The sequence below is a fragment of the Algoriphagus sanaruensis genome, from assembly GCF_001593605.1.
Lineage (GTDB): Bacteria > Bacteroidota > Bacteroidia > Cytophagales > Cyclobacteriaceae > Algoriphagus > Algoriphagus sanaruensis.
Map to the genome: position 1 here is coordinate 3184782 of NZ_CP012836.1, position 15931 is coordinate 3200712.

Below are 15931 nucleotides of genomic sequence, written 5' to 3' on the forward strand. Positions count from 1 at the left end.
TCAGAAGACGATCTGTGATTGATTTGAATAAGGGAGAATAAAACCAACTAATCTTCCTATCAATTGAAATCGCTGTAGCCCAAATGAACGTCTTTCGCGATAAACTTATTGGATTTTTTACCCAACAAACTCTTGAAGTGTTCGGCTGGAATTTCTCCAGTTCCTGGCCTTTTCACCCAGATATTTTCTTTGGTAAGCTCCTCTCCTTCTTGGATATCTTGAATGGCCACCACCGTAGCGAAAGCAAAATCTATCGTCACTTGCTCTTCCTTGGCCGGTTCTTTCCTACCTCCACTCATTTGGAAAATAAGATTTGAGCCTTTGATTAATTCTTGGGTCTCGTGCTCATCCATTGAACAAACAATGTCTGGTCCGGTTCGCTGCATGTGATCAGTAAAGTGTCTTTCAAGGATTGAAGCTCCCAAGGCCACCGCCGCAAAGCAGGCATGATTGCTGACTGTATGATCACTTAATCCAACCGGAATACCCGGAAATTCCTCTATTAATTGCTGCATGGCTCCAAGCCTGACGAGGTGATAAGGCGTTGGATAAAGATTAGTTGTATGCAACAGGGCAAATGGCACTTTATATTCCTGCAATACGGCTACAGATTTTCTTACACTTTCAAGTGTATTCATCCCCGTACTCAAAATCATTGGCTTTCCAAAGGAGGCAATATGTTCTAAGAGCGGCAAGTTATTACACTCTCCACTGCCGATCTTGAATGCAGGAACATCCATGCGTTGCAATCTATCAGCAGCAGCTCTTGAAAATGGTGTAGAAATAAAAATCATGCCTTTTGATTCCACATAATTCTTAAGGGCAATTTCTTCTTCCTCATTGAGCGCACAACGCTCCATTATATCATAAATCGAAACGTCAGCATTTCCAGGAATTACCTTTTTAGCTTCAGCACTCATTTCATCTTCTACAATATGTGTCTGATGCTTTACGACTTCCACTCCAGCTCGAGCAGCTGCATCGACCATTTCAAAAGCAGTTTGCAAACTTCCCTCATGATTGATTCCCAATTCTGCAATCACTAAGGGAGGACACCCAATGCCTACTTCCCGGTTTTTAATTTTGAAGGTTTTCATAGTGTAATTTTATCTTCTTTTCTTCTTTTTCCTTATCCAAAATAATCACTTCACTTTCGAATTCTTTAAAAAGGCCGAACTGCATATGTGTAACTCCCAATGAGTCTGCTTAGGTGTTGTTTAAAAAGGATCTGATTTTTAGAAATTTTGATTTTTGCCTATTGAATTTTTTCATTTCTGAGAAGCAATAATGCTTCTGCAAGTTCAAGGTCAAATTTTTCATCAATATCAACTGTATATAGGATATCTTCCATCACAATAGGTATTGCATCTTTTCCAATCACCTTGGAATCTGCTATTAAAGTCGCTTTGGTGATATAAATGCATCCATTCTCGTAATACAAGGCTTCCAAATCTTGCATGCGCTGACCAGGCTGATAATTGACGGGCTGAAATTGTCCTTTTTCAATTCGTCCGAATTTTTTATTCAATGGACTAAAAGAACACAAACTAGATCGATCGGACCCTAACAATTCCGTAATCCATTGAAGCAATTTGCCTTTTGGTCTAAAAGGGTTTGTTACTTGTAATAGAACAATAGCTTCACATGGGATTAAATTTTTTTTAAAAAAATTCAACTGATCTTCTAAAACTGCTGCCGTTGAGGTAGTATCCTCTGCCAAACCCTCAAGCCTAGGATACAACTTCACATCATACCCCTTTGCAATTTCGAGGATTTCAGGATCATCAGAGTTTACCCAAATTTGGTCCTTGGAAACACCCTCATCCAAGGCGTATTGGATCGAGTGGGCGACTAAGGGAATCCCTCCTAACAAGGCTTTATTCTTTTTTGGAAAGCGCTTGGAATTTTTCCGAGCGGGAATAATCACCTGAACGGGTAGATGAGAAGAAGCAGACATGAAAATTGAATTCAATGGTGATGGGGAATCCAAGAAATCTATTCGTTATCGGATCAGAACAAATACTCCTGATTTCTCCACAACTTCTCCGGATCGGGAAACGAATTTACCTCGGTACACATAATTTCCATTTGGCGCAGGGGCACCCTTTAAATTACCATCCCATCCAGGAGACTCAAGGGATGAAGTTTGGAAAATTAATTCTCCCCAAGTGGAGAAAATATAAAATTCCATGCTACCTATTCCTCGGTAATAAGGCTTGAAGAAATTGTTTTTACCATCTTCTCTAGAAGGAGTAAATGCATTTGGAACTTTGACCCAGTAATCATCAGAAACCTGAATTACTTGTGTATAGGTAGACACGCAGCCAAATTCATCAATGACTTGAAGTTGGACAGTGTAGGTCCCTTTTTGATCATAGGCATGAGTTGGATTTGCTGAGGAACTAGTGTTTCCATCTCCAAAATCCCAATTCCACAAGATGGCTTTACCTACAGTTAAATCTTCAAATTGGATCTGCTCGAATAGTTGAACTGTATCATTTGCCACCAAATTTCCATCTCCCAGGTCAATCAAATAATCAAAGTTTGCAACTAACAATTCATCAGCGATCAAAACTCGGATTCGTTGAGGGTTATTCCAGCAACCTGTATTCTTTAGGCTGCTACTTATCCGATAATCCCCAGAAAGGTTAACCTGACCCAGCTCACTAATTTGCATAGCGACTCCTGATGGAGAAAGGATGGAATAATCGTAAACATTTGGATTGAAACCTTCTATATAATCTGTCAAATCTACCGTACCGTTTGGATCACAAACCACAGAAGGATTAGAGACTCTAAGTTCTGCGATAGAATTTACAGTGACTTGAACAGGAGTTGGATTAACTCCACAAATTCCTGTGCCAACAACCATCACATAATAAGTATAGGGACTACCAGAGGCAGGAAGCCCTTGAATTTCAAGTTCACCCGAACCATTAATCTGATAGGAAACTCCTGCAGAAGTTGAATTCTGAATGGCTTGTGTACCATTTTGATCAAAATACCAAGTAAATACCTCATCGGTGATATTTGAAGGAACACTTGGTATCAAGGTAGCTACCTCTCCTTCACAAATAACCTGATCTTGGGCATCGATTTCAGTAGGAACTTCCTCCACACTTAACCCATTGGTATAGAGCAATTCACATCCTTGAATATCTACTACTCTAATTTGATAAGAGCCTTCTCCAATACCAGTCAATTCCACCAAACCGGCTTGGCTTATACTAAGGCTTTGTTCAGTTCCTCCATTTCTGGAATAATAAACAGTGTAGCCTGGATAGCCACCAATCAATTCAAATCGAATGATTCCATTGTCCAGGGTACAAGTTGGATTGACAAGTTCTTGATTTAAAATTTCCAGCGGAGCGCTAGGCCCAGTTACCTCAATATTCTGAATTAAGAATGTACACCCCACGCTACTTCTAATTTCAACAGAATGAGTACCAGTAGGTACATCAAAAATTGGAGAGCTGACTTCGGGGCCACCGTTTAAACTATAAACAAAAGTTCCAGAACCTCCGGTAGGAATAATCTCTATTCGTCCACCTTCTCCAAAGCACACTTCATTAGTAACAGTGAAAGTAGCGGTAGGATTTTGGTAAACTTGGACTATGCCCTGCCCAACAAATCCTGGGCAAATTGTTGGTCCAGCTACTGTTACATAGTAGTTATAGACGAGTTCATTATTTCCAAATCCCGTGATGGTCAGCACCCCAGTAACTGGATCTATTTGATAGGTTTTGCCATCAGCTGCTGGAATTGAACTACTTGTAATTGCTTGAGTAAGCGAGTTATCAAAGAACCATTGGAAACTAACGCCAGTAGCTGGTGGATCCAAGGTTGGTATAAGTACAGCAGTTCCATCAGCACAAACCTCTTCTTGATCTACAAGTATTTGAGTAGGTCCATTTACTAACTCTACATCGCTGGTAGCTAGTACACATCCCTGATCATCGGTAATTCGAAGGGAATAAATTCCAATTCCGAATCCATCCAAAAATACAATTCCATCAGAGGAAGTCTCTGTTCTCACTACAGATCCGTTTTTGATAACCTCTATCTGATACGGAGCCCAACCACCAGAAATTTCAAGCGAAAGTTTTCCATTAGATGCTCCACAACCAGGATCAATTCCTACCAAAGGAGTAGCACTCAAAGCTGCAGTTGGACCTTCTACTTCAAAATCTAGTACTTCAGAACATCCTGCAGGAGTTATCACCTCTAATTGGAAGGTACCAGAAGGAAGGGTGAGACTCTCCAAATCAGATTTAGAAATTGGGCTGGCACCATTTAAGCTATAAGTATATTCTGGTAGGTCTCCTGAGGTAACAGTTACACTTCCATTGCTGTCTCCGAAGCAAGTAATTGGGGAAGTTTGGACAGTAATAGAAGGAATATCAAAAACATTTACCTCGATCGGGATTTCCTGTCCTGTACATATCACGTAGAAATAAAACGTGTAGGTACCTGCAGGTAATCCGGAAATTTGGAGTTGAGGATTAAGCCAATCCGTATCGTCTATGACATAAGAAACCTGAGGATTTCCAGAATCAACTCCATTACCAATTAATCCAACCTGATTTGGATTTTTATACCAACGGACTTCAGTGGCCGCTGCTGGGGGAAGGCTTGGATCAGGAGCAATATGGATTGGACGGATGGAAACCGGTGTTCCAACACATTCATCAATCGGAGGAACCACTTGATATACTGGATCTGAAGACTCTTCGACTACAAAATCAAACACTTGCTCACATCCCTCACTATCTCTGACAATCAAATAATAGGTATCAGGGAATAAGTCTAAAGCCTGTGTTTCATTTCCTGAAATTATAGTCCCAGTCACACTACCCTTCCTCCATTCTACAGAATAATTGCCCCAGCCTCCTGAAATTTGTAAATCTTGAATACTACCATTCGGTAGATCACAAGACGCTCTTATAATAGTAGGAGTATTGATTTGAATCGGGGAAGTTGGGCTTTCTACAGTTACGGTCTGATTAAACTCACATCCTAAATCATTGCGAACTGCAATAGTATAATCACCTGGGCTCAGATTTGAGAAAGAATTGGCTATTCCAAAAGCTCCACCGTTGAAACTAATTTCAAATTGTCCATTTCCACCTGAAGGAATGATTTGGATTTCTCCATTGGTATCTCCAAAGCAAGTGATTGGACTAACCGTAATCTGAGCATCGATTGGAGGATAAACCACCGCCTCTGCAATCTCAACAACTGTACAAATTCCCGGTCCAGAAATTTCTAAGTAAAAGTCATGGGTTCCTTGTGGAAGGTTTTGAATTTGAAGTTCACCTGTACTTGGATTGATCAAATAATCAATTCCTGTTCCATCGGTTCCGTTTGAAATCGGCTCCGATAAAGCACTGTTCTTATACCATTTGAACGTTGGAGTTATTGGTAAAGCAACACTAAAAGTTGGAAGGAAATCTACTGACATTCCCTCACAAACTTCTACATTCATTGGAAGTACGTCAAATTCAAAACCATCGTCATTTACAAGAGTAACCCAATTAGGTTGGTTTACGATACAACCATTTGCATCTACCACCGAAACCGAATAAACACCAGGAGAAAGATTTCTTATTTCAACCCTGTCTCCTGTGACACTATTTGAAAAGTCTGAAATCGGAAGATTATTTATTTCAATCAAGTAGGATTTTGTACCACCGATTAGATCAAAGGAGAATGAACCATTTGACTCACCACAAGTAGGATTGGTAAAGGTTTCATTTAATAGTTGTAATTCATCAGGCTGGGTAATTTCAAGCACCTGATCCGTAAAACAAGGAGCTCCATCCTCTTGGATTCGAATGGTATATTGGCCTGCTGGTAAATTCGTAAAGTTGCCCGTGGTATTGCTTTCTCCAGTTTCTTGGATCGTGAAGGTGAAACTTCCTGTTGGATCAATGCTATCCAAATTGATCGTGCCGTCTGATTCTCCAAAACAAGACACCATCTGCAAGGAGAAAACTCCAACCGGAATTTTCAACACTTCGATCTCAGCAGGAATCAAGGCTGCTGGACATACTTTATCTCCAGAAACTCCCAAATAATAGGTGTATGGACTATTTGCATTCACCAAGCCATCGATAGACAGGGTTCCGGAATTCAGCGTATAGTTAAGCCCTCCTACCTGATCACCGGAATTGATCAAAATGTACGCACCAGGATTGGAGGCATCTTCATAATACCACTCAAATACAGGAACTGCTCCAATGGTATTGCTCACTGTGAGTGGAATCAATTGCGCAGTCGTTCCTTCGCAGATCACAATTGGATCTACTCCAAATTCAGGGATTGGCGTGTCTTCTACTTCTATGGTAATAGATGTAAGGCAGGAATTTTCATCTCTCGCCTCTATCAAGTAGTTTCCTGGTGAAAGATTCGAAATACTGTAGGTCGTCGCGTTGGTTTTGCTAAAATCTGATCCAAAAGAAGCTGTAGAATTTCCATTTACGGTAATCGTATAATCCCCAGAAGCATTTGGTGTACCTCCCAATATCTCAAAAGTCAGGATTCCATTCGATTCTCCACAAGTGGCAGCTGTAACCGAAATCTCATTAACCTCTAATTGCGAAGGCTGGGTAATTTCAAGCACCTGATCCGTAAAACAAGGAGCTCCATCCTCTTGGATTCGAATGGTATATTGGCCTGCTGGTAAATTCGTAAAGTTGCCAGTGGAATTGCTTTCTCCAGTTTCTTGGATCGTGAAGGTGAAACTTCCTGCTGGATCAATGCTATCCAAATTGATCGTGCCGTCTGATTCTCCAAAACAAGACACCATCTGCAAGGAGAAAACTCCAACCGGAATTTTCAACACTTCGATCTCAGCAGGAATCAAGGCTGCTGGACATACTTTATCTCCAGAAACTCCCAAATAATAGGTGTATGGACTATTTGTATTCACCAAGCCATCGATAGACAGGGTTCCTGAATTCAGCGTATAAGTAAGCCCTCCTACCTGATCACCGGAATTGATCAAAATGTATGTACCAGGATTGGAGGCATCTTCATAATACCACTCAAATACAGGAACTGCTCCAATGGTATTGCTCACTGTGAGTGGAATCAATTGCGCAGTCGTTCCTTCACAGATCACGATTGGATCTACCCCAAATTCAGGAATTGGCGTGTTTTCTACTTCTATGGTAATAGATGTAAGGCAGGAATTTTCATCTCTAGCCTCTATCAAGTAGTTTCCTGGGGAAAGATTCGAAATACTGTAGGTCGTCGCGTTGGTTTTGCTAAAATCTGATCCAAAAGAAGCTGTAGAATTTCCATTTACGGTAATCGTATAATCCCCAGAAGCATTTGGTGTACCTCCCAATATCTCAAAAGTCAGGATTCCATTCGATTCTCCACAAGTAGCAGCTGTAACGGAAATCTCATTTACCTCTAATTGCGAAGGCTGGGTAATTGCAATATCTGAAAGGGTTGAAATACAATTTTTGGAGGACCTTACTGAGAGATCATAATTGCCTGGAGGTAGGTTATTAAAAATTGGAGATGCCTGAAACGATATCGAAACTCCGTTATCTCCTGTCAAACTATAAGTAAAGTCAGAGCTATTTCCTGAAGCCAACACCGCCTGAATTACCCCATTAGCCTCACCAAAGCAAGCGATTTGGGTTACGACAGGTGTGCCTAATTGAGGCAACGGGTTAACCACGACTTGAGCTGGAATATATCCTTGATCACAGACTCTTGAACCAGTAACAAGCAGAAAATAATCGTATGGGGAATTGGAAGCTGTTAGGCCATTGATCACCAATTCATTCGAAGAATTGATGGTATGAGTAGCTCCATTGACTGTGTTTCCTGAATTTATTTTAACGTAGGTTCCTGGTGAACTCTGGTAATACCATTCGAATACTGGAGTTGAGCTGGATTGTACAATAATTTGCGGACTTAATGTTGCAATTTCTCCTTCGCAGATTTCATCTGATGTCGTACCAAATTGAGAGTTCGGATCACCAGAAATTGACATAGAAATCATTTCTGAACACCCTTTATCATCAGTGACAACGATAGTATAAGCCCCAGAAGATAATCCAGTTATATTATAAAGTGAACCAGCATTAGAAATCGAACTTGGAGCAGAACCATTGATGGAAATGGAATAGGAAGGATTGCCACCTTGGATTGTAAAATCCAATTGCCCATTTGGAAGTCCACAATAGGCATTCGTAGTATTTCCGGTAGTTACTTGAAGTGGCTGAGCAGCGCCTAAGATTTCAATAGACTCGATCTGTGAAGTACAAGTTGGAGAAGCCGATGTGGCATAAACTTCATAATTTCCTTTAGCGAGTCCAGAAAAATTCCCTGTTGTATTCGAGGAAAGGACATTGCCATTGGTATCTGTCAAGAAATAGGTAATCGCACTGGAAGGATTAGAAACTGTAGAGGTAATACTTCCTGAATTATCCAAACACCAATCCTCTGCCGTTTTTGATGCGGAGAAATTAATCGGTGGATACACCGTTGCTTTGGCTACAGTAATCACATCCCCGATATATGGGCAAAAATTACCAGATGGATTATTTTGGGATTGAACTTCTACATAAAAGAAATAATCCTGTGGTGCATTTCCATTTGAGGTAAGCCCTGAAAGTGTAATTTCTCCATTCGAAGCGATATTGACGGAAACTTGTGATCCATTTAGGGTGATTAGCTGCCCGTTGGTTAAAGGTCCTCCAGACCGATTTGCTGTTAAATACCAGTTGAATGAACCCGTTGCTCCGTTACTGAATTGTGGATCAATTTGAGGCAAGAAAGAGACATCTTGATTTTCACAAATGACCTTATTCTCAATTTCCAATTCGACAGGAGTTCCTTGTTCTTGGCTAATAACAATAGCTAAATTGACTTCACATTTACCATAATCAGATGGATTCCAAACGGATAAGGTATAGGTTCCGATATTTAAACCTTGTAAGTCAAATGTTGCTTGCCCACCCACTAATGTAGAAACACTAGCTCCCGATTTACCAATACTTACTCCATCAAAGAACCATTCATAATCAAAACCATTGACCAAATCCCCAACCACAAATCCTGTCAAACTACCATCAGACTGCCCATCGCAGGTAGGATAAGTCAAGCTCGGGTCGGAAATTTTGATAGGGTATGGATTGGCAGTTACAGTAATGGTCTTTGCTTCGGACAGCAACCCATAGTTATCCAAAACTTGATAAAAAATCTGAGCAGTACCAATAAATCCGGGCTCTGGTTCAAATCGAACACTGGCTTCAAACCGTTCCGTATCAAAGTTATCCGTTGTAAGCTCCTGAAGCTCGACTGAAAAAGTACCTTTTCCCGGAATAGTAATGGAATTATTAGCAGGATCACATTTTTCTATACAGACATTTGATAGTCCACAGTTTGTCAAGGATGGATCTCCCCCAGTAGGAGGCGTGTTATCAGGTGGTCCAGGGTTATTTTCGAATAATTGGACACACCTTACGAAAGAGTTTTCACTGGTAAGATTGACATTAAACTCAAACAAATTTTCTTCTCCCTGGCAAACTTCAGCCTCAAGATTGCTGATTTCAGGAATAGGAATGGATGCATAATCCGAAACTTGAGCGGTCACATTACGGATTTTGTGAAAATTGGTATTTGGGGTTCCCGTAGAAGCCGCAAATCCAATTTTTAGGTTTTTGGGAGCAGGAAAATTATAAGGAACGTCGGTAAAAATATTTTCAAGTCGAAGTGTGCCTCCATTATTTACCAACATGTCCACTGTCACCAAATAATTACCCCCTCCTACAGGGAAGAGATCAATAAATACCTTTCGATATCCATCTTGATTACATTGCTCTGCAAGGTTTACTGATCCTATTTTAAATCTCCGGGCTAAGTATTGAACCGGATCTAACGAGTTGAACAAATAGTAATTAGGATCAATAGGATCTGTATAAACGAGTGGTTGTTCTTCATTCAAAAAGCTTCGGCTAAAGGTCCTTTTACCATCTATGAATTGGTAATTGGTTGACTCCGGACCGCGGATTGCAATTGAATTATAATATTGCTTTGGATCTGGAACAGGTCCAAAACCTTGAATATTTGAATTAAAGCCTCCATTCCTACCCTCGTATTCATTCCCCCAATTTCTAAAAGCGTCAAATCCAATTCCAATATATCCACCTCTTAATCCAGGTTGATCTGGTATGGATGTCATATTTGCATTTCTCCTCCATGGGGCATATCCCAAAGAACCTCCGAGTCCTCCAATTCTAAATTCATTAGAGAGTAATGGCGGAATTTTATCGTCTGGAATGATATCTCCATCAAACATAAAAAAGCTAATCCCATCTGCATAGGCAGGGGGATTAATTCCTCCGTAGGCAAAATATTCGAAACTTACCTTTATCCCATAAGCAGAAGAAAAAGGCAAATCGATAAATACATATCCTCGCTGATCTGTGGTGTTGTCAGTTAATTGTAAAAATCCATCTCCTTCTGCGTCACCGGCCCCAGCGGTAAGGAAAGCGGCTTTGGGTAGGCCATCAAAAACGGTATTAGCCCGGGTAGTGGAATTAGTAAAAGGTTCGCAGTAGGGAAATCCATCACGGGGAATAATAACTGTTTGTCCAAGAACAGCCTGAAACTGTCCGAGGACTATCCAAAGAAAAGCTCCCCAAAGGAACCTATATAAAGCTTTTAATTTCGGGAATGTAGACATTCGCACTAGCTGCTATAGACTTGACCCAAATTAGTCGAAATCAAATCGATCAAGGTAACCAAGGTCCTACCTCTAATATCGTACCTAAATCTAAGCTTATCCAAAATTTGAAATAAAAAACAACCAAGATTGACGGATACCAAGACCTTTAAGGCAATAGACAAAACAATAGCCCCAATTTGAGCCTAGTTTTTGCCAGAGGCAATCGAAAGGATTCGCTCTGCTTGAGTTTTAGGAAGACAATGGGTATCAAAATAACTTTTTCCACCTCGGGAGACTTTATCCCTGTAGGTCGGATTTTTTAACGCAAAATCAATTACATCCTTAAACTCCCTTGGATCTTGGATATAATGAATTTGTTCTCCATGAATAGGATCTTGAGGCAGGTCTATTTTAAATGGAAAACTAATAACAAAACAACTGTAATTCAGATATTCTGCTAATCTCCAGCTTACGGCATCCATGACCGCTGGATTATTAAATCCAATAATTGATTGCTGAGACTTTTTGGAAAATTCAACAGCCGGGAATTTATCAGTTAAGATAGATTCAGGCATCCCACATGGATCCCCATCCTGTCTTCTCACCATCCCTCCTTCAAACTCAATCAAAGGATTTGATTTGCATGCCTCAATGTATTGGCGTCTGATATCATTGGCCCATTGTTCTTTTTTCCAAATACTCCCAGAAAAAAACATGTAATTCCTTTCCTTCATCTCATAAGGAAATTGATGAAACTTTGGTCGACGATATAGGGTATACCATTGTCTTGCAAATTCTTTCCAACCGATCAAATTGAGTCCTTTTAGACCAAAAAAAGACAAATATTGGCCTGCAGTATTAATCGAATAATGTGGGTATAAGGTCTGAACCTTTGGCCAATTGTAATCCTCATTTGCTTTCAACTTATTGGTCGCAAAATAATAATCACTCAGGCCATAGGACTTTAGATCCACTCCGACAGGATCATCGTTTTCAATCACCACAATTTTTCCCTGGTAGTCAAAAACTAAAAATGGTTTCCCATTTAAATGAGCGAAATCCTGCTGTGGAGCAAATCGAAGCTTAGCTATCTGACTTAATCCTAAAAAATAATAGGTGCAGTAGCTATTGGGTAGGTTTAGAATGGTAAGTTCCTTCATGGGATCTTTTTTGAATCTTGGCTAAAACAGGAAAGTTTAACTGAGAAATGGAAAGGTGGATTTTGGATTATTAAATCCTGAAAAGTCTTCTTCTACATTTTATATCTGATCAACTTTAGACAGAATGGAAGAAACATAGGCAACAGGCTCTAAGTGACTCTTATACCATTGCTTATTTTGTTTTTGCATCAACTTGTAGGCTTGGTCCTTACGTAGTGAATTCACCAAATCTGGAAGTATGGCATAATCATCTCGCCTTCCTGTAGAAAGAAAATTGACGTTTTCTTCAAAATCCTCAATGAGGACTTTAATCGGAGTTGTGATAACGGCCTTCCCTGCCATTAAATATTCTCCGATTTTCCAACCGGGAGTATCCTTTAACCCATCATCTGCAATGGCGATATCACTTTGCGCTAGAGCACTTAAATAATTCCGTTTAAGGGTGTGATTGATATCCAATAAAATATCAGGTGCTGACTGCACTCCAAATTCATCGGGAAAAATCCCGACAAATGAATCTGGGAAAGATTTTTTGAGAACCCTGCATGCATTAATGCGGAAATCATTTTGAATCATTCGGCGCTCCTTCTCATCAGGATCATCATTTCTGGACGGATCCCAGAGTCTAGTCATAAATATCACTCTCCCAATCTCAGGATTAGTTCGGGAGAACTGCCCCAAATCGACACTCAAGTGAGATTCGTTGGTAATCTTTCCAAATACATCTATGGCTCGTACCACTTCCACCCAAGATTCCTTTTTGGTCAGAATTCTGTAGCTCATTTTTGAAATCAACTTGAGAGGCCATTTTGCGAAATTGACGTGGAAATTGAGCGGAAAAAGATTGGGATAGATTTCCTGAGATTCCTTCAATAAGGATCGCTTAAAATAGAAATCGTAATTTTCAGGATTATCAATCAGAACAACATCATCACAATAATCGAAATAAATCTTTTTCCCTTTCCAGTTTAAAACTGCTCCATTCACATGAATAGAAGTATTCAAACTGAATTTAAGATCGATTTTTTTTTCAATCGAATAGATTAAAAAACTATAGAGAAACTGATTGTGATGAGTAGTCCAAGCAGGTATTTCAATTCGCATCTGGTAATTTTTCTGATGGGTAATTAGCAATTAATTAAGCTAACTGCCTATTTCAAACATCTATAGGATGACTGTATAGCCTCCATGGATTTAGCAAGGTATTTAATCAACCCTTCTTTTTGAAAATATGCTTCCCAAATCAATCGACATTGCTTCTGAATATGGATTAATTCTTCAGCATTCTTTCCAGCGAAATATTCAAATGTCATTTCAGCAGCGTGATTTTTTTGAGCATAAGGGATCACAGGAATTAGACTTTCCAACTGATGAAACGCATTGAATGCAACCGAATAATCAGTATCAATCAACACCGGAATACGTCCCATGGCCAAAGTTTGGTAAAACCTTACGGAGTAATTTCCCATTCCACGCATGCAAACAGTAAACAAATTGGAATAGATATTTTCAAAAAATTCCCGTTCGACTTGCCTCTTTTGCTCCTCGGAGGTTGCTCCTCCTTTGTATTTAGTCCTTAAGACAAAATCAGTTTGAAAGCGACCGTCTTTTTCAAATACCTCCAAGAGTCGAGCACGTTCCCATGCCGGTAAAAAAATTGGTCCTGAATCAGAGTGAGAGTAACCCAATTGCTTTCTCAGTCTTGCCTTAGAAAAGGTCATTGCGTCTTTCAAGGCCTTGAGTGGATTTCGAGTAGCTTGACCACAAAAACCTATGGATGGTTTTTGGGAATGTGGAGCTGGCTCCCAATGTCCAAAATTCCATTTCTCGAAAGGATCTTGGTCAAAGGTTGCAGGAATATCAATCTGAAACGGGTTGGATTTATATGCCCCTGGAGTAAAAACAAAAGCATTTGCATTCGAAGGAGATAAGATAAAATCGGAATTAGAAAACAAGGCCAACGGCTTTTGAATCCTTTTGGCCAACTCTACCGAACTAGTCAAAAGCTTTTCACCCCTTGGATGGAGCAACTGAGTAGTAAAGGCGGGAATCACCACCCAATCAGCCTCCTCCGGATTTTCTACAATTGAAAAATACCTTTGAGCAATTGGAGCAATACAAATCCCTAGGTCTGCAGTCCAATCGAACGCCTCGATTAGACTGCAGTTTTGGAAATTGAAATCAGGTATAAATACGTGGATCAAGACTAAAGTAACTCAGCTTATTTTCCGAATTGGACTTGATACCAAAGCGAAAGGAAAAACAATTGCTTGATAATAGACAACTTGGACTTGTCGCCTTTTTCAAAATCCCGCATCAAGGATTTAATATCAAACAGATTAAATGGAGAAACCTGAAGAAGTTCGGAATTTGGCAATTGCTCATACACTTCCCTAAAGTCATCTCTATCTAAAAAATACCTCTCCCAAGGAATTGAGAATCCAATTTTGGGATGATCTTGGAGATAGGATGGAAGTTTTTTCCCGAATGATTCAAACAGAAGTCGCTTCCCTTTTCCTTTAGTATTAAACCATTCATCGCCTAGGCTACCTACTCCTACTACCAAATTAACGTCCAAAAATGGATCACGACATTCGATGGAAGCTCCCATGGTTGTTCGATCATTTCGGTCATTGAGCGTATATAAATGAGTATGCTGCTCCAAATACAATAATTGCCTCAATGGATTACTAGGATACAATTCCTTAGCTTCTTTCAAAATCCGCTCACGATACGAAATCCTAAGGTTTGATTCTGAAAACCCCAATTCTGAAAAATCTGATAGAAAATGTTCATTACTATTGGACATCAACTGAAAATCTTCCCCGCCCATCGCTAGGTATCTTTTCATTTTTTTCAATCGGTCAGATTTAAGCAGAGAATTGGGTAAGAAAGGAAGAATTTGAAGGAATTGATATCGTATTCTGGAGTCATGTACTTTATATCGCACGTAGCCTCCCAATACTTCATCTGCTCCTTCCCCACTCAACAATACTTTCACCTTTTTTCTAGCCTTTTCTGATAAGCCGAGCAAATGCCCATCTTGCAAATGCATCAAGGGCTCATCGTGGTTTGAAATGGCTCGTTTGACCAAATTGAGTAGATTTTCTCCCCTAAACTCAAACGTATGAAAGTCAACCCCAAGGCTTTCAGAAAAACTCTTGGCCAAATTTGATTCATCAAATTTGTAATTGGAAATCGAAACATTCCAGGCACTTACATCCTTGAATCCTTGATGAACTTGGCTATATAACACTGAACTGGAATCTAAACCTCCACTCAGGAGAGTACCCACCGGGACATCCGACACCATCCTGTAGGCAATGGATTGGTTGAAGGATTCCTCAAACCACTCTAAAGGATTGGAAATGGTCGATTGATTTTTAATCGATTCGCCTAAATGAAACCATCGGTGGATTTGAGTTTTTGAAGTACCTAGGTCAATCTGCATGTAATGTCCTGGCAGGAGTCTATTTACATCATTAAAAACTGTAGTCTCACCGGATGTATATCTATAGAATAATAATTCAGTCAAAGATTCCTGACGAATTGATTTTTGCACGCCTGAAGTAAAAATACTTTTAGGCTCGCTACCGAAAACAAGTTGGTCTTTGGATTGAAAGTAAAAAAGAGGCTTAACTCCAAAGCGATCTCTCACTAAGAAGAGTTTTTCGCCTTTTTTGTCCCAAAATGCAAAAGCAAAAAATCCTCTTAATCTCGGCAATACCTTCACTCCATATTCCATCAGAAGATAAAGTAGCACTTCGGTATCAGAGGAAGAATGAAAGGAATACCCCTTGGACTTAAGCTCAGGATAAAACTCTCTGTAATTGAATATTTCCCCGTTGAAGACTAGTACAAAATCCTTATCCTGGCTGAAAAAAGGCTGATTCCCAGCATCAGATAAGTCGATAATAGAAAGTCTCCTATGGACAAGACCTACATTTGAATACATGTAGGTTCCCATCGCATCCGGTCCTCTATGAGCGATCGAATCCCCCATCGCATTTAGGGTGTTTTGGGAAATTTCTTGATTATTAAATTTTAAAATTCCGGCAATTCCGCACATGAAGAATTTGTG

General features: G+C 39.9%; 7 protein-coding genes. All 7 read right to left on the bottom strand.

What is annotated here, in order from left to right; translation table 11 throughout:
• Window positions 1–59: 59 nt before the first annotated feature.
• Entirely contained in the window at window positions 60–1097 is a 1038-nt protein-coding gene (locus AO498_RS13970; protein ID WP_067548946.1) for an N-acetylneuraminate synthase family protein, read from the bottom strand.
• A 158-nt stretch (window positions 1098–1255) separates the two neighbouring features.
• Window positions 1256–1957 carry an acylneuraminate cytidylyltransferase family protein gene (locus AO498_RS13975; RefSeq protein ID WP_067548949.1) on the bottom strand — a complete coding sequence of 234 codons (702 nt, stop codon included), beginning with the start codon at window positions 1955–1957 and terminating at the stop codon, window positions 1256–1258.
• Between the two features lie 45 nt (window positions 1958–2002).
• Window positions 2003–10708, bottom strand: coding sequence for a PKD domain-containing protein (locus AO498_RS13980; protein ID WP_067548951.1), 8706 nt, complete (start codon window positions 10706–10708; stop codon window positions 2003–2005).
• Window positions 10709–10893: 185 nt separating this feature from the next.
• Window positions 10894–11850 carry a glycosyltransferase gene (locus AO498_RS13985; RefSeq protein ID WP_067548954.1) on the bottom strand — a complete coding sequence of 319 codons (957 nt, stop codon included), beginning with the start codon at window positions 11848–11850 and terminating at the stop codon, window positions 10894–10896.
• A 99-nt stretch (window positions 11851–11949) separates the two neighbouring features.
• Window positions 11950–12954: a hypothetical protein gene (locus tag AO498_RS13990; RefSeq protein ID WP_067548957.1), complete on the bottom strand. Its 1005-nt coding sequence runs from the start codon at window positions 12952–12954 to the stop codon at window positions 11950–11952.
• Window positions 12955–13001: 47 nt separating this feature from the next.
• On the bottom strand, window positions 13002–14054 hold the full coding sequence (locus AO498_RS13995; RefSeq protein WP_067548961.1) for a hypothetical protein: 1053 nt from the start codon (window positions 14052–14054) through the stop codon (window positions 13002–13004).
• A gap of 17 nt (window positions 14055–14071) precedes the next feature.
• Window positions 14072–15919 (bottom strand): asparagine synthase (glutamine-hydrolyzing), encoded by a 1848-nt coding sequence (gene asnB, locus AO498_RS14000; RefSeq protein ID WP_067548963.1) that lies wholly within the window; start codon window positions 15917–15919, stop codon window positions 14072–14074.
• Window positions 15920–15931 lie beyond the last annotated feature (12 nt).